At 41.3% G+C, this 19,356-nt stretch carries 21 protein-coding genes; 20 read left to right on the top strand and 1 reads right to left on the bottom strand.

Annotation, left to right across the window (positions count from 1 at the left end; genetic code table 11):
• Nucleotides 1-10: 10 nt before the first annotated feature.
• Entirely contained in the window at nt 11-1,156 is a 1,146-nt protein-coding gene (gene rpsA / locus D1B33_RS00320) for a 30S ribosomal protein S1 (RefSeq protein WP_118874341.1), read from the top strand.
• A 14-nt stretch (nt 1,157-1,170) separates the two neighbouring features.
• Here rpsA and D1B33_RS00315 read toward each other — a convergent pair whose 3' ends face one another.
• Entirely contained in the window at nt 1,171-1,350 is a 180-nt protein-coding gene (locus tag D1B33_RS00315; RefSeq protein ID WP_147370367.1) for a hypothetical protein, read from the bottom strand.
• Between the two features lie 182 nt (nt 1,351-1,532).
• Between D1B33_RS00315 and der the strand changes: the two genes are divergently transcribed.
• From der to D1B33_RS00215, 19 genes are all read left to right on the top strand, one after another.
• Nucleotides 1,533-2,843 carry a ribosome biogenesis GTPase Der gene (gene der, locus D1B33_RS00310; protein ID WP_118874339.1) on the top strand — a complete coding sequence of 437 codons (1,311 nt, stop codon included), beginning with the start codon at nt 1,533-1,535 and terminating at the stop codon, nt 2,841-2,843.
• Between the two features lie 184 nt (nt 2,844-3,027).
• Complete coding sequence (locus tag D1B33_RS00305) at nt 3,028-4,038, top strand: NAD(P)H-dependent glycerol-3-phosphate dehydrogenase (RefSeq protein WP_118874338.1); 1,011 nt, start codon at nt 3,028-3,030, stop codon at nt 4,036-4,038.
• 362 nt (nt 4,039-4,400) lie between these two features.
• The gene (locus D1B33_RS00300; RefSeq protein ID WP_233549346.1) at nt 4,401-4,661 is read left to right on the top strand and encodes a DUF2768 family protein; all 261 of its coding nucleotides are present in this window, start codon (nt 4,401-4,403) and stop codon (nt 4,659-4,661) included.
• 53 nt (nt 4,662-4,714) lie between these two features.
• A complete protein-coding gene (locus tag D1B33_RS00295) occupies nt 4,715-5,470 on the top strand; it encodes a hypothetical protein (RefSeq protein ID WP_118874337.1) in 756 nt (251 codons plus the stop codon).
• 192 nt (nt 5,471-5,662) lie between these two features.
• Complete coding sequence (gene spoIVA / locus D1B33_RS00290; protein WP_118874336.1) at nt 5,663-7,141, top strand: stage IV sporulation protein A; 1,479 nt, start codon at nt 5,663-5,665, stop codon at nt 7,139-7,141.
• Nucleotides 7,142-7,545: 404 nt separating this feature from the next.
• A complete protein-coding gene (locus D1B33_RS00285; RefSeq protein ID WP_118874335.1) occupies nt 7,546-7,818 on the top strand; it encodes an HU family DNA-binding protein in 273 nt (90 codons plus the stop codon).
• A 497-nt stretch (nt 7,819-8,315) separates the two neighbouring features.
• Nucleotides 8,316-8,885 (top strand): GTP cyclohydrolase I FolE, encoded by a 570-nt coding sequence (gene folE / locus D1B33_RS00280; RefSeq protein WP_118874334.1) that lies wholly within the window; start codon nt 8,316-8,318, stop codon nt 8,883-8,885.
• A gap of 62 nt (nt 8,886-8,947) precedes the next feature.
• Nucleotides 8,948-9,169 (top strand): trp RNA-binding attenuation protein MtrB, encoded by a 222-nt coding sequence (gene mtrB, locus D1B33_RS00275; RefSeq protein WP_118874333.1) that lies wholly within the window; start codon nt 8,948-8,950, stop codon nt 9,167-9,169.
• Nucleotides 9,170-9,453: 284 nt separating this feature from the next.
• The gene (locus D1B33_RS00270; protein WP_118874332.1) at nt 9,454-10,197 is read left to right on the top strand and encodes a heptaprenyl diphosphate synthase component 1; all 744 of its coding nucleotides are present in this window, start codon (nt 9,454-9,456) and stop codon (nt 10,195-10,197) included.
• Nucleotides 10,198-10,331: 134 nt separating this feature from the next.
• The gene (locus D1B33_RS00265) at nt 10,332-11,036 is read left to right on the top strand and encodes a demethylmenaquinone methyltransferase (protein WP_118875176.1); all 705 of its coding nucleotides are present in this window, start codon (nt 10,332-10,334) and stop codon (nt 11,034-11,036) included.
• An 18-nt stretch (nt 11,037-11,054) separates the two neighbouring features.
• The gene (hepT, locus tag D1B33_RS00260; RefSeq protein ID WP_118874331.1) at nt 11,055-12,029 is read left to right on the top strand and encodes a heptaprenyl diphosphate synthase component II; all 975 of its coding nucleotides are present in this window, start codon (nt 11,055-11,057) and stop codon (nt 12,027-12,029) included.
• Nucleotides 12,030-12,444: 415 nt separating this feature from the next.
• Nucleotides 12,445-12,861 (top strand): nucleoside-diphosphate kinase, encoded by a 417-nt coding sequence (gene ndk, locus D1B33_RS00250; protein ID WP_118874329.1) that lies wholly within the window; start codon nt 12,445-12,447, stop codon nt 12,859-12,861.
• A gap of 126 nt (nt 12,862-12,987) precedes the next feature.
• Nucleotides 12,988-13,248 carry a hypothetical protein gene (locus D1B33_RS00245; protein WP_118874328.1) on the top strand — a complete coding sequence of 87 codons (261 nt, stop codon included), beginning with the start codon at nt 12,988-12,990 and terminating at the stop codon, nt 13,246-13,248.
• 113 nt (nt 13,249-13,361) lie between these two features.
• Nucleotides 13,362-14,132 (top strand): CheR family methyltransferase, encoded by a 771-nt coding sequence (locus D1B33_RS00240; protein ID WP_118875175.1) that lies wholly within the window; start codon nt 13,362-13,364, stop codon nt 14,130-14,132.
• A 269-nt stretch (nt 14,133-14,401) separates the two neighbouring features.
• Nucleotides 14,402-15,583 carry a chorismate synthase gene (aroC, locus tag D1B33_RS00235; RefSeq protein WP_118874327.1) on the top strand — a complete coding sequence of 394 codons (1,182 nt, stop codon included), beginning with the start codon at nt 14,402-14,404 and terminating at the stop codon, nt 15,581-15,583.
• Nucleotides 15,584-15,585: 2 nt separating this feature from the next.
• Complete coding sequence (gene aroB / locus D1B33_RS00230; protein ID WP_118874326.1) at nt 15,586-16,677, top strand: 3-dehydroquinate synthase; 1,092 nt, start codon at nt 15,586-15,588, stop codon at nt 16,675-16,677.
• Entirely contained in the window at nt 16,674-17,063 is a 390-nt protein-coding gene (aroH, locus tag D1B33_RS00225; protein WP_118874325.1) for a chorismate mutase, read from the top strand. The genes aroB and aroH overlap by 4 nt, the downstream gene beginning before the upstream one ends.
• A 70-nt stretch (nt 17,064-17,133) precedes the next feature.
• On the top strand, nt 17,134-18,234 hold the full coding sequence (gene hisC / locus D1B33_RS00220) for a histidinol-phosphate transaminase (RefSeq protein WP_118874324.1): 1,101 nt from the start codon (nt 17,134-17,136) through the stop codon (nt 18,232-18,234).
• Nucleotides 18,231-19,328 carry a prephenate dehydrogenase gene (locus D1B33_RS00215; RefSeq protein WP_118874323.1) on the top strand — a complete coding sequence of 366 codons (1,098 nt, stop codon included), beginning with the start codon at nt 18,231-18,233 and terminating at the stop codon, nt 19,326-19,328. Before hisC ends, D1B33_RS00215 begins: the two co-directional genes overlap by 4 nt.
• Nucleotides 19,329-19,356 lie beyond the last annotated feature (28 nt).

The following is a 19,356-nucleotide window of genomic DNA, read 5'->3' as shown; positions in this document are numbered from 1 at the left end:
AGGGTTACATATGTCTGAAGAAATGAACTTAGGATCAAACCAAGAGTTTCAAGAAGGAGATATTGTGAAAGGTGTTGCTGCGCAAGTAGATGAAAAAGCAGTAACAATCTCAATTGAAGGTGCACCTTTCGATGGGATTTTACCAATCAGTGAACTTTCAAGTTTGCACATCGAAAAAGCTTCTGACGTAGTATCAGTGGGTGATGAGCTGGAGCTGATGATTACAAAAGTTGAAGAAGAAAACTTTGTGTTATCCAAACGCAAAGTAGATGCACTTAAAGCTTGGGATAAGCTTGAAGAACAATTTGCATCAGGAGAAATTTTTGAAGCAGAAGTAAAGGATGTTGTGAAAGGTGGCCTGGTGGTTGATTTAGGCGTACGTGGCTTCGTTCCTGCATCTTTAGTGGAAGACCATTTTGTCGAGGATTTCCAAGATTATAAAGGCAAAACTTTAACTTTTAAAATTACGGAATTGGATAAAGAAAAAGGCCGCTTGATTCTATCGCATCGAGCTGTCCTGGAAGAACAAAAAGAAAAGAATAAAAAGCAATTGCTGGAACAAATTCATGCCGGCGATGTACTGGAAGGCAAGGTTCAACGTTTGGCGCCATTTGGGGCATTCGTTGATATTGGCGGAGTGGATGGATTGGTTCACATTTCACAAGTCTCCCATGACCATGTAGATGATATTTCAACGGTTTTAGCAGAAGGGCAAACCGTAAATGTAAAAGTTTTATCGGTTGACCAAGAAAACGAACGAATTTCTTTATCCATTAAAGATACTTTGCCTGGGCCTTGGTCTAACGTTGAACAGCAAGTTTCTAAAGGAGCAGTTTTAACAGGAACGGTGAAACGTTTAGTTTCCTTCGGTGCCTTTGTGGAGGTTTTCCCTGGTGTGGAAGGGCTTGTTCATATTTCGCAAATTTCACACAAACATATCAATACACCTCATGAGGTCTTAAAAGAAGGCGATGAGGTTGAAGTGAAAGTGTTGGACGTAAATGCTGAGGAAAAACGCCTTTCTTTAAGTATCAAAGAACTGCAAAACAGTCCGGTGAAAGAAGAAGAGGCAGATTATGAACTGCCTGAAGAAACATCCGGTTTTTCTTTCAAAGATGTGATTGGCGACAAGCTGAAAAATTTCACAAACAAATAATTTTGAACGATTCCTTAAAAGGGCGTACCAATTGGGTGCGTCTTTTTCTGTGTCCAGCGCAAGCCGCCCAGCCCATCGAGACGCGGTCTGCTGCTGTCGCTTCGCTTTCGCGCAAAAAACATCTGTCCTCGGTCGAAAGCTGTAAAAGCTTCACGATTCGGACCTTCCGCCGCACATGGATGTGGTGCCGACAATGCTGCTGTCGCTTCGCTTTCGCGCAAAAAACATCTGCCACACGACGTGGCGTTCTTGTCGGTCAGCGCTTGTCGGGGCTAACAGGGCGCTTGCGCTTTTCTTGAAAAGCAATGAAAAAATGATATAATTTCCTTTTTCGTGTATAATACTAAAGATAAGAATTTGGAAGGATGAAGTACAGATGACAAAACCAGTAATCGCCATCGTAGGTCGTCCGAACGTTGGAAAATCAACAATATTTAACCGTATTGTTGGTGAACGAGTATCAATCGTGGAAGATATTCCCGGTGTCACACGTGATCGCATCTATAGTTCGGCAGATTGGTTAACACATGAATTCAACATTATTGATACAGGCGGAATTGAATTAGGAGACGAACCATTCCTGGAACAAATTCGTTCACAAGCGGAAATTGCGATCCGGGAAGCGGATGTGATCATCTTTATGACGAATGGTCGTGAGGGTGTGACATTGGCAGATGAACAAGTAGCCAAAATTTTATATAAAACAAAAAAACCGGTCGTATTGGCAGTAAATAAAATAGATAATCCGGACATGCGTGAAATGATGTACGATTTCTATTCGCTAGGGTTTGGCGATCCATTCCCAATCTCGGGGTCACATGGTTTGGGAATCGGGGATTTATTGGATGAATGTGCAAAACACTTCCCAAAAGAAGATGAAGCAAATTATTCCGAGGAGACGATTAAGTTTAGTTTAATCGGTCGTCCGAATGTAGGGAAATCCTCATTGGTCAATGCCTTTTTAGGACATGACCGTGTTATTGTCAGTGATATTGCAGGCACAACGCGCGATGCCATTGACACACCATACTCTTACGAGGGACAAGAGTATGTCATTATCGATACAGCGGGTATGCGCAAAAAAGGGAAAGTTTATGAAACAACCGAAAAATATTCCGTTTTACGTGCATTAAGAGCCATTGAACGCTCCGATGTTGTATTGGTTGTGTTAAATGGAGAAGAAGGCATTCAAGAGCAAGATAAAAAAATTGCCGGGTATGCACATGAAGCTGGAAAAGCCGTTGTTATTGTTGTAAATAAGTGGGATGCTGTGGAAAAAGATGAAAAAACAATGAATTTATACACACAGCAAATCCGTGAGCATTTCTTGTATTTACATTACGCGCCGATTATCTTCGTATCAGCCAAAACAAAACAACGCGTACACCAAATTTTAAGCATTGTTCAACGTGTGAGCGAAAATCATGCAATGCGTATCCAATCGTCGATATTGAACGAAGTAATTGAAGATTCAGTAGCGCGAAACCCGGCTCCATCCGATAAGGGAAAACGTTTACGCATTTACTATACGACTCAGGTTGCCGTCAAGCCGCCAACATTTGTTGTCTTTGTGAATGATCCGGAACTCATGCATTTCTCATATGAACGATTCCTTGAAAATCGAATTCGTGAAACCTTTGACTTCGAAGGGACACCAATCCGTTTAATAGCACGTGCGCGGGAGTAGCCATTTTTCAATTTCATTCAGTTGGCTAAATCCGACTGAATGAGTCTGTAGGAGTGGCTTCAGATTTGAAGAGGTCGAACAGGCCTAATCGAGGATAAATCTGGACACACTTGTTTTGACTGACGACAAACAGGTTAGCGGCAGTCATAATTAATTTGGCGCATTTGTTTAAGGGGGAAGTTAATTGGAAAATGTAACGGTTTTAGGTGCTGGTTCCTGGGGGACGGCGTTAGCCCAAGTTTTAGCTGAAAATGGACATCGCACACTTGTTTGGACACATCGTGAACAGCAAGCAAAAGAGATCAATGAACAACATACGAATGAAAAATACTTGCCGGGCATCCGATTACCTGAAAATCTAGTGGCCACAAGCAATCTGCAAGAAGCCGTCAACCAGACTAACATGATTATTGTAGCTGTTCCAACAAAGGCGATACGTGAAGTTTGCGCCTCTATGCAACCTCATTTAACAAGCAGGAAAATCTTTGTACACGTATCGAAAGGAATTGAGCCAGATTCGTTAAAACGCATTTCTGAAATGCTGCAAGAAAGTTTATCTCCGGATGCAATTGAGGAAATTGTGGTCCTTTCTGGTCCAAGCCATGCAGAAGAAGTTGTCTTGCATCATCCAACGACTATAACAGCGGCATGCATAAATTTAGATGCTGCTGAAAAAGTGCAGGATTTATTTATGAATAATTATTTCCGCGTCTATACAAATGATGATGTGGTAGGTGTAGAACTGGGCGGAGCATTAAAAAATGTCATTGCATTAGCAGCCGGTATTTCGGACGGTTTGGAGTATGGGGATAATGCGAAGGCGGCCCTTATTACGAGAGGGTTAGCCGAAATCACCCGTCTTGGCGTGAAAATGGGCGGCAATCCGTTTACTTTTGCGGGGTTAACAGGTATGGGAGACTTAATCGCCACATGTACAAGCATTCATTCGCGAAACTGGCGGGCAGGAAATATGCTCGGAAAAGGCATGAAATTGCAAGAGGTTCTAGATCAGGTTGGCATGGTTGTGGAAGGTGTAAGAACAACAAAAGCAGCCTATCAATTATCTGAAAAATATGATGTGCCGATGCCGATCACCACTGCCCTTTACGACATTTTATTTACGGATAAAGAGCCTAAAGTGGCCGTTGATGAACTGATGATTCGAATGAAAAAACGTGAGATTGATCTTTATTAAGTGATTTTGCTATTCAGCTCAAGCCTTGCCATGAACAAAGAGAAGGCCGGCGTACCAGGAACAAGGGTGTTGCGCCGGCCTTCTCTTGGCTTGCGCTTTTCTATACATGACTAGCGTAAGCAGCCCAGCCCGTTCTGAGGTCGCGGTCTGCCTTCGGTCGAAAGCTGGAAAAGCTTCGCGATTCGGGCCTTCCGCCGCACAGGGATGTGCAAGTGCCGACAATGCTACACGACGTAGCGTTGTTGTCGGCCAGCGCTTGTATCTGTCGCTACGCTTTCGATACAGTAAACATCTGTCGATGGCTAAAGCGGGCGCTTGCGCTTTTCTATACATAATAGGTTATAAGTAAAGGTGGTTTAAACTTGCGAAACATACTATCTTCGATGGATTATGTGACGATGTTGTCTGCAAGGGGCCCACTCGCCAATATGCATGCTCTCGATGTTATGTGGGTTTCTTTTTATTCAATCGGCGCTATGTTGTTGTCTGTATTAATGGTGGCAGCCACACGAAAGTGGGTTAATAATGGTTGCTTATCCATGGTTTTGAGGTTCCTCGCATTTGGCATTTTTCTGATTGGCTCTATCTTAATGGTGCTCGTTATCTTGACATGGCCCAACTAAAGTACACAGTTAAAAGAAGGAAATTTTAAGTGAACATACTAGAGGTGAGTAGAATGAAAGGACATGTCAGATTAGTGTTCGTCCTAGCTCTTGCAACGCTTATTTTATCGGGTTGTTTATTTCCGGAAGATCAAAAAGCAGAAAATCAGGTGCCAGATGAGGTCCAGCTAGCCTCAGTTCAAAAGGCCATCGATGAGTACCAAGCGGATACCGGTGTATTGCCGATTAAAACGCGTGATATGGATACCGATATTTTCATTAAATATCCGATTGATTTCGAAAAATTAGTACCGAACTATTTAGCCAAATCTCCCGCCAATTCATATGAACAAGGCGGCTTATTCCAGTATATAATATGGAATCCGGAAGAGAAGCCTACTGTGAAGTTAGTGGACTTACGCACTGCGGAAACAATCCGGGAGCTTAAAATTCGATTCATGGGTACCTATTATCCGACATTCAAAGAAAAAATCACGGATTATATCTATTCCATCGATTTTGAGAAAATCGGCTATAAAGAGGACTTAACCGTTCCTAGTCCTTATTCCAACAATCTGTTGCCATTAATCGTGACAACAGAAGGGGAAATTTACATAGACTATTCAGTGGATTTAAATCTTTTCTTGAAGGAAAACCAGTTAACGCCTACACCAGGGGAAGATATTCGAATACTTCTGGTAGATGCTTATCCGGTTGTACCGGCCTATTCCTTGCCGTATACCGTTGATGAAAATAACGAACCTGTCTATATGTATGATCCCGCGAAAGAAAAGAAAGAAACAGTCGAGCAGGAAACTTCGCAGCGATAATGAATGCAAGTGTCTAAAAAGTATGTGGTTTTTACATATTTTTTGGACACTTTTTTCATATGTTGAAGTAAGCGATTCAATGTACGTTTGATTTCTTCGAGAAAACAGCCAAATAATTAAAGAAAACCGAATGGCGTTTTCATAATTGGAGTAAATCGTACATAGATTGAATTACGTAAAGGAGGAGCTACAATAGGCGAAGAAATCTATCATCAAATAGCAGAAAGAACGAATGGGGACGTATATATCGGTGTTGTAGGGCCTGTCAGGGTTGGTAAGTCTACTTTTGTGAAGAAAATGATGGAGTCGATTGTGCTCCCGAATATCCTGAATGAAGAAGATCGCAAAAGAGCACTGGACGAGCTGCCTCAAAGTTCACCGGGTCCTGTGATTATGACGGCCGAGCCAAAATTTGTTCCTGCGCAGGGAACAGAAATCACCATTGGCGAAAGTGAAATCCCATTCCGAATTCGGTTTGCAGATTGTGTCGGATATGTAATTGACGGTGTCAGGGGTTATGAAGACGAGGATGGACCAAAGTACGTCCACACGCCATGGCATTCAGAAGCAATTCCATTTCAAGAAGCGGCAAAAATCGGCACGGATAAAGTAATCCGCGACCATGCCAATATTGGAATTGTGGTGACTACGGATGGAACGGTAAACGGCATCCATCGGCAAGCAGCAGAAGTTGCTGAAGAACAAATTGTTCAACAACTTAAGGAAATTGGAAAACCGTTTGTTATTGTGTTGAACTGTCACATGCCAACACACAGTAATACAATGGCACTTCGTCATGAGTTGCTGGAAAAATACGGGGTTCCTGTTATTCCGGTTGCGATCGATCAGATGACGACAAAAGATATGGAATATATTCTTCAAGAGGCGCTTTATGAATTCCCGGTTGAAGATATTGAGGTTGAAAAGCCGGATTGGCTCGATGTGCTGGATTATACTCATCCACTTAACGTAACGCTTTCGGATGCAGTAGGAAGTGTGTTGGATTCCGTAACGAAAATTCGCGATGTTTCCCTTGCTGCTGCAGAATTGCGCAATATCGATTTTGTTGAAGAAAGCGAAATCGAGAGAGTGGACGCCGGTTTAGGGGTAGCTACGGTTCGAATTACCTTCAAGCCGGAAGTTTATAAAGCTGTTTGCAACGAATGGCTGGATGCCCCTATCGATACGAAGAAAGATTGGCTGTTGTTCATTAAAGAAGCTGCTGAAGCAAAACAAGCGCAAAGAAGATTCCGCCAAGCTATTGATGAAGCAAGCGATAATGGGTACGGCATTTCATTGCCTACTTTGGAAGAATTCGAGCCTAGCGAACCGGAAATCATTAAACAAAATAATTTCTATGGTGTACGCATGAAAGCAAGCGCACCTTCCTACCACATTATACGCGTAGATATGGAAACGGAATTTGCTCCATTAATTGGGACTGAGTTTTATGCCAACCAACTTTTAAAGGATCTGCAATATTCCTATAAGCATGATCGCGACCAATTATGGCAAACTCAATTGTTCGGTACAACGCTTCACGAAGTGCTGCAAGAGGGAATCCGATACAAGATGAACGCTGTGCCGCCAAATGCGAAGAAAAGAATGCGACAAACAATCGAAAGAATGGTAAATGAAGGCGAAAGAGGATTAGTCACGTTTATCATTTAAGGTGTTTTTACTTGAAAAGTGAAAATGAATATTTATTCGCACTTATTCAATTTGATTGATTGAAAAAAATATTCGTTTTTCCTCTATCTTTATTGGCCAAATGTCATAGAAAAAATTAAGATTTTCCCTTTCCAAATTAACCGATTTTAGCCCGAGGCATTGCCGGAAACTCTCTAATGGCTTGCGTTGGAAAAGAATTGGAAGTCTGAAAAAATATATAAAATGGAATAAATTAGGGACAGGACTTTTCATTTTGCAGGTGAAAAGTCCTGTTCTTTTTAATTTAAAAGAAAAAATACAATTTATTGTAGAAAAACATGGATAAATACAGTTGCGTCGCGGTTTTCTATATGTTACTCTTTTTACATGATTTAGCTTCTACCCTTTGAGAGGAGGTGAATGGTGTGAATAAAACAGAATTAGTAAACTCTGTTGCTGAAGCTGCAGGTCTTTCTAAAAAAGACGCTTCTAAAGCAGTTGAAGCTGTATTTGATACAATTCAAGAAGCTCTTGCAAAGGGTGACAAAGTACAATTAATTGGTTTTGGTAATTTCGAGGTGCGTGAACGTGCCGCTCGTAAAGGGCGTAACCCACAAACTGGCAAAGAAATCGAAATCGCTGCTAGCAAGGTACCTGCTTTCAAACCAGGTAAAGCTCTTAAAGATGCCGTGAAATAATCAACGGGATCTAGCAGTTACATAGAGCAGTCGTCATGGACAAGCATGATGGCTGCTCTTTTTGCTTATGGCAAAGAAAAAATTACCCATACTAACGGAACAATGAATTTGATATTATACATAAAGAAATAGTTTTTTTATGAAGTAGTCACCCCATTTTGCGTTAAGGCAAAGTATGTGCTACGATTCTTTTTGAAGTTGCGCCTGCGCATCTTGTATAGAAGATAAAAAAGTATAAATTATTGCAATCTTAGCAGTGTCTGGCGCAAGCAACCCAGCTACTTCCGAGCCGCGGTTTGTCCTCGGTTCGAAAAAAAGGAAAAGCTCCAACATGCGAGCCTTCATCCGTTAATGTACAAATATCGACAAATCACGGTGTTTTGTCGGACGGTGCAACAAACTCACACATTATGGGTGATGTTGGCAGGTAAGGGACGTTGCGTTTTCGCCGCGCGGGGCTGAACAGGGCGCTTGCGCTTTTCTTAGGAGGATAAAGGATGTCGAAAGTAGATTTAGGAAAAATAGAAGAAGCAGTACAGATGATTTTGGATGCGGTTGGTGAAGATGTAGATCGTGAAGGATTGCTTGATACTCCAAAACGCGTAGCCAAAATGTATGCAGAGATGTTTAGTGGGATAGAAGAAGACCCAAGAGAATATTTTAGTACCGTTTTTCATGAAAACCATGATGACCTGGTACTTGTTAAAGATATACCGTTTTATTCAATGTGTGAACACCATTTGGTTCCTTTCTATGGAAAAGCGCATATCGCGTATTTACCTTCAGGAGGACGAGTGGCGGGACTTAGCAAGCTTGGCCGCTGTGTTGAATCGGTAGCCCGCAGACCGCAGCTCCAAGAACGGATTACATCCACTATAGCGAATACAATCATGGAAATGCTTGAGCCTCAAGGGGTATATGTGGTAATCGAAGCGGAGCATATGTGCATGACGATGCGTGGGCTTAAAAAACCAGGCTCAAAAACAGTTACTTCTGTTGCCCGCGGGGTTTATGAGGAAAATGACGTTTTACGAAGAGAAGTTATTTCATTTATTCAAATGGCTTAAAACTCTAGTTTGATTATGATATGATGTACAAGAAAATGATTTATTAGGGAGACTCGGGAGTTATGACACAACCAGATTATATTATTATAGAAGCGCAGGAAGATGGCGTGCATGTAATCGGTTTAACACGCGGAACGGACACAAAGTTTCACCATTCGGAAAAGTTGGATGCTGGCGAATTAATGATTGCCCAATTTACCGAACATACATCTGCTATGAAAATTCGCGGGAAAGCCAAAGTCTACTCATCGCATGGCGTTGTTGAAAGTGGTTCAAAAAAATAATTCAAGGTTTGATTGGTCGCCAATCAAACAAAGCAATGGATATCTCCATTGCACTTTAACTTCATTCAGGAGAAGTTTTTCACTTCTATCAATGGTGAGAAGATTGCAAAGTCAGTCAATGGTTCACATCCTGGCTGAATGAAGTTAGCCTTAAGGCGGATGCCGCAGATTTCAACAGAACCTTTCGAGATTGCTTGAGGAATCTGGGCACATTGTTTTGCTGTGACGAAAGCGCCAGCTGGAAATACGCCAAGGCGTATTTGATGTAGAATGGAGTAATATCTATGAATGCAACATACATTCAACAAGCAATAGAAGAATTCAAAAATAATATTTCTTTGCATGTTCGTCATAGAACGTTGGCTAGGTACACTGGATTGCCGGTCAGCGATGAAAGTCAATTGTTTTATTTGTTGCTGCCTTTTCTAAATGGTGAACAGTGGGATGGCCAATTAGAAGAAAGCGCTATTACGGTAGGGATCGTGCATGCATCCCTAAATGAACATGATAAAATTGACGAAAAAAACGCCACAAGCAAAGAACAGCAGCTAACTGTGCTTGCAGGTGATTTTTACAGTGGCCGTTATTATGAAATATTAGCCCGTTTGGGAAATATTCCTTTAATTCGACAGTTGTCTGAAGGAATCGCAATTCGATGCGAGCACCAAATTAAAATATACGAATCAACTCACTATACCCTCGAGGAATGGTATCAATCAATTTCCGTTAAGCACACGGAATTGATTAAACGATTTTATCAGGTGTATCAATTTGAACACTACACTACATTCATGCATACAAACTTATTGTTGCTGCAATTGCAAAAAGAACTTCAGCAACTTCAAAATGGCAAACCCTCGAACCTATTTATGAAAATGGGGGAAAGCGTTTCAAATGATGAAAAACTATTGGAGTTGAAAGTACTAGAGGAAATCAATTCCCTCCGTAGATTGCTAAACGAATATCTTCAATCGTCAACTTTCTTAAAGGACGAGTTAAAGTTATACATACAGCAGCAACTAGTTTAAGGAAATAGCCTTTGTTCGTCGCGTCTGCATCAGGTAAAGATGTTTTGCCTGTATCATGCAGGTCTGAACTAGGGTGAACTTGGATGTAAATATGCCAAGCGCATTTGAGAAAGCGCGAGAAAGGTTTTGGAAAAATGGCAAAATCGAAGGAAGAACACGTACACGAGGTATTTGAGAGTATCTCGGAAAACTACGACAAAATGAACTCGGTGATTAGTTTTCAACTGCATGTTAAGTGGCGGGAAGACACAATGAAACGAATGTCTGTAAAACCTGGTTCTAAATGTCTTGATGTATGCTGCGGGACTGCGGATTGGACAATAGCCCTTGCCGAAGCAACCGGTGAAAAGGGAATCGTGAAAGGATTGGACTTTAGCAGAAATATGTTGAAAGTGGGAGAGGAAAAGGTGAAATCCTATCCTCAAATCGAGTTGATTCAAGGAAATGCCATGGAACTCCCATTTGAAGATAATACATTTGATTATGTCACGATTGGATTTGGCCTGCGAAATGTTCCGGATTATATGCAGGTTTTACGTGAAATGAATCGTGTATTAAAGCCCGGCGGAATGGCTGTCTGCTTGGAGACTTCACAATCCGAAATACCAGGCTATCGCCAACTATTCCGTTTTTATTTTAAATATATAATGCCGATCTTCGGTAAACTCTTCGCAAAGAGCTATAAAGAATATTCTTGGCTTCAAGAATCGGCAAATGAGTTCCCGGACATGAAAAAATTAGCCAAAATGTTTGAGGAAGCCGGTTTTGAAAAAGTGGCTTACAAGGGCTATAGTGGTGGAGCTGCTGCCATGCATATGGGCATTAAAAAAGAAAATTAGGGGGAGAAGGTTTCACGTTTGGAAAAGATGAAGTTAAAATTACTCTACACCGATTTAAAATCCGATATTGACATCATCGAAAAAGAATTGGAAAATGCGTTAAACTCATCTTCGCACTTAATCAATGATGCCTCTCTCCATTTGTTGCAAGCAGGCGGTAAACGAATTCGTCCTGTTTTTGTTCTAATAAGTGCAAAATTTGGGAATTATGATATCGACAACATTAAAAATATTGCCGTACCTTTGGAGTTAATCCATATGGCTTCACTGGTGCATGATGATGTCATCGATGATTCGGATTTGAGAAGGGGTAGACGTACGGTCAAGGCACAGTGGAATAATCGAGTGGCCATGTATACGGGCGACTTTATTTTTGCGAGAGCTTTGGAGTATGTGACAGCAATTGAAAATAAAAGAGTCCATCAGATTTTGGCGAAGACAATGGTCGAAATTTGTAATGGCGAAGTCATTCAGATTGAAGATAAGTTTCGGGTCGATCAAAATTTAAAAGATTATTTCCGCCGCATTAAGCGGAAAACAGCATTGTTAATTGAGTCAAGCTGTGAATTAGGAGCAGTCGCAAGCGGACTTGATGAAAAAAACATACGTCATTTAAGACGCTATGGATATTTTGTGGGCATGAGCTACCAAATTGTTGATGATATATTGGACTTTACAGCATCCGATAAAGAACTTGGAAAGCCCGCGGGAAGCGATTTATTGCACGGCAATATTACGCTGCCCATTTTTTACTTGAAGGATCATCCAATCATCAAGCAATTTATCGAAAAAGCCTCTACAGGTAAAGTGGTAGAGGAAGACCGGTTGGCCATGCTGAAGGTAGTGCGGAATTCGGAAGCTATTAAACAGTCGATTGCATTGAGCAATCAGTATCTTCGAAAAGCACTAAAAGAAGTAGAAGCACTGCCAAACCACCAAATGAAGAAAAAACTGCGAGACATCGCACTATTCATCGGAAAACGCAAATTTTAAAAAGAAAAGCGGAGAACGCTTGCCAGCTCCGACAACAACTGGAGGGGCTGACAAAAGGGCGCTTTTTGCCCTTGCAGGAAGCACCGAAGTTGTCGAGGAGCTAGCGTTCGCAGCTGGACAAGAAAAGCGGAGGCGGCTCGCTCAGCTCCGACGGAAACTGGAGATTCTGACAAGAAGGCGCTTTTTGCCTTCGTGAAAAGAGTCGAAGTTGCCAAGGAGTTAGCCGCCGCAGCTGGACAATAAAAAAATCGGAGGCGGCTCTCGACTGGTTGACTCAACCAGAATCCACCCCAAAAAAGCTTTCTTGTTCGTAAATAAACTTGCCGGATAGTAAAAGTTGCTGTTTTACAGTTATTTTGGTAAGATTTATCGGTGGGTGTAACGCCTTATTCAAACTTAAGGAGTGTTTATAATAATGGCAATCGAAAAAACTTATTTAATGATTAAACCAGATGGTGTGAAACGTCAAGTAATCGGAGATATCGTTGACCGCTTTGAACGTCGCGGCTTTGAATTAAAAGCAGCTAAATTAATCGTTCCATCTCGCGAAGTTGCAGAAGCACACTATGCAGAGCATGCAGACAAACCTTTCTTTGGCGAATTGGTTGATTTCATCACGTCCGGTCCAGTTTTTGCTATGGTATGGGAAGGCGAAAGCGTAATTTCTTTAGCTCGAATCATGATGGGTGCTACAAAACCATCTGAATCTCTACCTGGTACAATCCGCGGTGATTATGCTGTAACAATTTCAGAAAACGTAATCCACGGTTCTGATTCACCAGCATCTGCAGAGCGTGAAATCAACTTATGGTTCGGTGGAGAATTAGCGTAATTCTTAAGAATTGAATAAGACATAAAGTAACTATTGCACAACTCGCAGTAGTTACTTTTTTTAAAATTAAATGGAAATATAATACAAATATGTCACGATAAATCTATTTCTGGGAGTGTAGAAGCAATGGAAGATTACGTCATTTTAGTTTTGGGCATTGTCTTATTGGGTGTCTCGATCCCAATTACCGCTATACTAACTAGTTACTTTGGGAAGCAATCAAATCTTAAATTAGAAGTATTGAAACAAGAAATTGAACTAGAGAAAATAAGAAAAGAAAGCTATGTGATTGAGTCCGAAAAACTGCGTTTAGAAATCGAACAAATGAGGCAAAAACTTTCGGTGAGCCATCAACCTCAGCTGAAAATAGAAGAAAAACTAAAATGATGCTCCACATCTTTCTTCTTACCTATTTAAAAATCAATAACATGATAGTTATTTCCCATTTCCTTTCTTTCATATATAATGTAGTTACAATGATCGAGGGGAAAGATTTAAAAATGTCGGATTATGAACAATTTATTGCAGGTATCAAAAAAAAGACGGGTATTGATCTTGCATTATATAAAGAAGCGCAAATGAAAAGACGTCTTACTTCACTATACGAAAAAAAGGGTTATCGAAATTTTGTCGAATTCCTGCACGCTCTCGATAATGACCGCGATTTAATGAATGAATTTTTGGATCGAATGACAATCAATGTTTCAGAGTTTTATCGAAACGGCAAACGGTGGGAAGTATTGCAAAAGAAGATATTTCCGAATCTTATGAAATCGAATAAAAGGCTCAAAATCTGGAGTGCGGCTTGTTCAACAGGGGAGGAGCCATATACCATTGCCATGGTTTTATCTCATCATATGCCACTTTCGCAAGTCAATGTATTGGCTACCGATCTGGATGAAAATGTTATTCAAAAAGCAAAATTAGGCTTATATCCTGAACGTTCATTGGCAGAAGTGCCGTCAGAAATGAAATCGAAATTTTTTATTCAAGAAGGGCCCTTTTATAAAGTCAAAGATGAAATTAAACGAACTGTTACTTTTAAGAAGCATAATCTGCTCAATGACAAATATGATGCTAATTTTGATTTAATCGTTTGCCGGAATGTGATGATCTATTTTACAGAGGAAGCAAAGGACCAAATTTATCATAATTTTAGTAAGGCGTTGCGTCCAGGAGGAGTGCTGTTCGTTGGTTCAACGGAACAGATTTTCAACCCGGCGCGCTATGGCTTTGAAATAGAAGATACATTTTTTTACCGGAAGATGTAAAAAACAGATCTTATCACTTTTCAAAAGAGCAGCTTCCACACGAATGGCGCTTTTCGTAATTAGAACGGAAAGCGTTTTTTACTTGAAAATATACATTTTTTCAAGGAAGATTGAACATCATAAGGGAATTTTCCAAGAAATCATATATAATAGAATTTCTGAATATTCGGTACTATATTGGTAAACTGCAAAATAGCACTGTTTTTTGGATGAGATTATGTTATATTAAGAAATACATACTTTAGCGAGTTGAAGGGAGAAAGTGTTTTATGCGTTACCTTACTGCAGGAGAGTCTCACGGACCTCAATTAACTACTATTATCGAAGGGCTTCCATCCCTTTTGCCATTAACTTCCGATCAAATAAATTATGATTTAAAAAGACGACAAGGCGGACATGGCCGCGGAAGAAGAATGCAAATTGAAACAGACACTGTTGAAATTATGGGCGGTGTGCGCCATGGGAAAACATTGGGTTCGCCAGTGGCATTGGTTGTTAAAAACGACGACTGGAAACATTGGACAAAAATAATGGGGGCTGACCCATTACCGGAAGATGTAAATCCGGATGAAATAAAACGCCAAATTTCCCGTCCGCGCCCGGGTCATGCAGATTTAGTCGGGGGAATTAAATACGGACATCGAGATTTGCGCAATGTCCTAGAACGATCAAGTGCCCGTGAAACAACTGTTCGAGTTGCTGTCGGTTCCGTAGCGAAAGCTTTATTAAACGAATTGGGTGTTTCGATTGTTTCCCATGTAACGGAAATTGCGGGCATTAAGGCCGATACAACCAAGGTTGAAGGAAAATCGGCAGACGAAATCCGCCACATTGTAGAACAGGACCCTTGTTACTGCGTGGACCCGGAAGCGTCTCAGAGAATGGTTCAAATGATAGACGACACAAAAAAAGCCGGAGACTCAATTGGTGGAGTCGTGGAAGTGATTGTGGAAGGCCTTCCTGCAGGGATCGGTTCTTATGTACATTACGATCGCAAACTGGACGGAAGACTTGCGCAAGCCATGTTATCGATTAATGCTTTCAAGGGCGTTGAATTTGGCATCGGCTTTGAAATGGCCCGCCGAAAAGGCTCTGAGGTGCACGATGAAATCACATGGGATGAAGAAAATGGCTATCGCCGGGCAACAAATCGTTTAGGTGGTCTTGAAGGCGGCATGTCGACAGGTATGCCAATCGTGGTGCGTGGTGTAATGAAGCCAATACCTACCTTATATAAACCATTGCAAAGTATTGATATTGAAACGAAAGAACCATTCAAGGCAAGTGTAGAGCGATCGGATAGCTGTGCTGTACCAGCTGCATCCATTGTTGCAGAAAATGTTATCGCATGGGAAATTGCGAGTATTTTAGTGGACCAATTCCATAGTGATCAGTTGCCGCAGTTAAAAGAGCAAATTGATGCAATGCGAAAATACTCAAAGGAGTTTTAAGTATGAGAATTCCGGTGAACACGGCATCCCATCACTATGAAGTGGTGATTGGGAATCATGTTTTAAAAGATGCTGTTGAAACGCTATGCAATAACTTGCCGAAAGTAGATAAGATGGTTGTTTTTACGGATAAAAACGTTTGGGAAGCGAAAGGGGACTATTTCCAGGCGAATTTCCCTTATGCTTTTGATGTGTTCGTCATGCCTCCTGGAGAAGAGTGTAAAAGCTTCGAGAACTTCAAACAAGCACATTCCTTTCTAATTGAACATCAATGCACCCGCAAATCGATTCTCTTTGCATTTGGGGGCGGGGCAGTGGGTGATGTGACCGGTTTTGTGGCAGCTACTTATATGCGCGGGATTCCGTTCGTTCAACTGCCAACAACGATTTTGGCGCATGATTCTGCAGTTGGCGGCAAGACAGCAATCAACCACCCTGAAGGAAAAAATTTAATCGGTGCTTTTTATCAACCAGAAGCGGTAATTTATGATATTGAATTTCTTAATTCCCTAAGTGAAAAGGAAATTCGCTCGGGGATGGCGGAAGTAGTAAAACATGCCATGATTTCTGACAATGCATGGTATGAACAACTCTTATCCCTACCTTCGATTACAAACATTCCAAGCGAACAGCTTGCCAACCATTTGAAATCCGGAATTGAAGTAAAAGCGAAAATTGTTGCAGAAGATGAGACAGAGCAATCCGTTCGCAAATATTTGAATTTCGGCCATACATACGGGCATGCCATAGAAGCAGCAGCGGGTTATGGAGGATTGGCACACGGAGAAGCAGTAGTAATCGGCATGGTCTATGCGCTGCTGCTCAGTGAAAGATACGGAAAGATCACTCGTGAAACGACAACTGCATTTTTGCGTTTTGCTTCAAGCAATGGCTATCCTTTGGATGCCGTTTTCAATTACCCGTTTGAGACACTCGCCCAATATTTGGTGAAAGATAAAAAGGCGGATTACGGTGAATTGAAATTTGTATTGCTTCAAACGATTGGTGAGCCGTTCATTCAACCAATCGAACTATCAGAATGTAGAGAAGCAGATAAAGAATATCGTGCTCTACTAACGGAGGTATTGTCATGATTAGAGGAGTTAGAGGAGCCACAACGGTTATGGCGGATGAAGAACACCAAATCTTTAAGGAAACGGAAATTTTGGTGAAGGAGATTGTAAAACTGAATAATCTTGAGCCCGAAGATATTATCTCCGTGTTAATATCAACGACTACTGATCTCACATCGGGATTTCCCGCCAAAGCCGTCCGCTCGATTGAAGGATGGCAATTTGTCCCTACCATGTGCACCCATGAGATGAGTGTGCCAAATGCATTGCCGCTATGCATCCGTGTCTTGATGCATGTGAATACATCTTTAAGCCAGAAAGAAATTCGCCATGTCTACCTTAACGAAGCAGTAAGACTGCGTCCGGACTTGGCTACATTGAGCGGGTCTCAACTCATGGCCGAATAAATTAGCCTTGAAGGCAAATGCGTTAGAGTCAATGGATTAGAAGAAACGAATAAGTAAGGAGAGAGCAAACATGAAATGGAAACAACAAATTTTCGGGATGAAGGCATATCAACCGGGAAAACCGATGGAAGAAGTAAAAAAAGAATTTGGATTGGAAGAAGTCGTAAAACTGGCATCCAATGAAAATCCCTATGGTTTCTCTCCAAAAGTAAAAGCATTTCTAAATGGCGATGACACAAATCATGCCATTTATCCGGATGGTTACGCCCAAAATTTACGCACAGCAGTGGCGAACCATTTAAATGTTGCTGAAAAACAATTATTATTCGGGAATGGTTCCGATGATTTGATTGCCATTGTCACACGTGCCTTGCTTTACCCGGGTGTCAACACGGTAATGGCAACTCCGTCCTTCTCCCAATATCAACATAATGCGGAAATTGAAGGAGCGGAAGTCCGACAAGTTCCTTTAAAAGATGGTAAACACGATTTAGATGCAATGTTGGCAGCAATTGATGAAAAGACATCGATCGTTTGGGTATGTAATCCAAATAATCCTACAGGAACAATCGTCAATGATGAGGAACTGCAAAACTTTATCGAAAAAGTGCCTTCTGATGTATTAATCGTGTTGGATGAAGCTTATTTTGAATATGTGAATTCTCCAGAATATAAAGATACTCTTCATTATGTAAATGAATATCCTAACGTCCTTATTATGCGTACGTTCTCGAAAGCATACGGGCTGGCTTCTTTCCGTGTAGGGTATGCTATTGGTAATGAGGGAATCATTGCTAAGCTGGATCCTGTGCGCGCACCGTTCAACAATACCGTTTTAAGTCATAAAGTTGCCATCATTGCCTTGCAAGATCAGGCTTTTATTGAAGAATGCAAAACGAAGAATGAAGAAGGCAAAAAGCAATATTCGGCGTTTTGTGAAAAGCATGGGTTGAACATTTATCCTTCGCAAACGAATTTTGTATTATTCGAAGTGAAAGCGGATAGCGATGTTGTCTTTACGGAAATGATGAAGCGCGGATTTATCATTCGAAGCGGAAATGCACTCAGTTCGCCTGGCTATATTCGTGTTACAATCGGGACAGAAGAGCAAAACGATAAATTTTTATCTTTGCTGGAAGAAGTTTTGATTGAGCAAGGGGTCTTTGCATGACACGCAATGTTCTAGTCATTGGGCTGGGATTAATCGGGGGCTCCATTGCCCTTTCCTGCCAAAAAGCACCCAACACCAAAATGTTTGGGTACGATGTTTACGATAAAACAAGAGAACAAGCCTCTCAGCTAAACATTGTTCATGAAGTGGTGGAGGATATAGAAGAAGCTGCCAAGAGCGCGGATATTATCATTTTCGGGACTCCTGTTAATGCAACGCTTGACTGGATGGAAAAGTTGAAAAGTTGGCCTTTAAAAAAAGGCGTCATTGTGACGGATACAGGAAGTACTAAAGGGATGATTATGGAAAAGGCTGCGGATTTGCGTTCCCAAGGCATTACCTTTATCGGCGGCCACCCGATGGCAGGTTCGCATAAAAGCGGTGTTCAAGCTGCGAAAGCGCATCTCTTTGAAAATGCTTATTATATCTTGACACCGTTAAATAATGAAGATGGAGCTGCTATTGAAAAACTTGAAGATTTATTAAAATTCACTTTAGCAAGAATCGTAAAATTGGATGCTCATGAACACGATCATATGACAGCGGTAGTAAGTCATTTCCCTCATATTGTGGCAGCTTCACTCGTTCACCAATTGAATCATGAGCAGCAGGAATATCCGCTGACGAGCATGCTTGCAGCAGGCGGATTTCGTGATGTAACGCGGATTGCCTCTTCCAACCCGCTCATGTGGAAGGATATCGTCCTTCAAAATCGTGAAGAACTTTTGCGGCAGTTGAATGCTTGGCAAGAGGAAATGGATCGGGTGAAAACATTGATTCTCAGCAATAATGAACAATCCATCGAACATTATTTTGCCTCCGCCAAAGAAGTGAGGGACAAACTGCCTGTCAATACGGGAGCATTTTATACAACTTACGATTTGTATGTGGATATTCCGGACTATCCGGGGGTCATCTCGGAAGTGACGGGATATTTGGCAGAAGAACGAATCAGCATTACGAATTTACGGGTAGTTGAAGCGCGAGAAGACGTCTTCGGTATTTTGGTTATTAGTTTCCAAAATGCAAAAGACCGCCACAAGGCTGAAAAGTGCTTAAGCAAGCGAACAATTTTCGAAATGTACCAGTCGTAATGGACAATAGCTTTGAAGGGAGCATTAA

Source organism: Ureibacillus yapensis, from assembly GCF_003515775.1.
GTDB lineage: Bacteria > Bacillota > Bacilli > Bacillales_A > Planococcaceae > Ureibacillus > Ureibacillus yapensis.
Note: the sequence above shows the minus strand (reverse complement) of the source record. Positions and strands in the feature narration are given on the sequence as shown.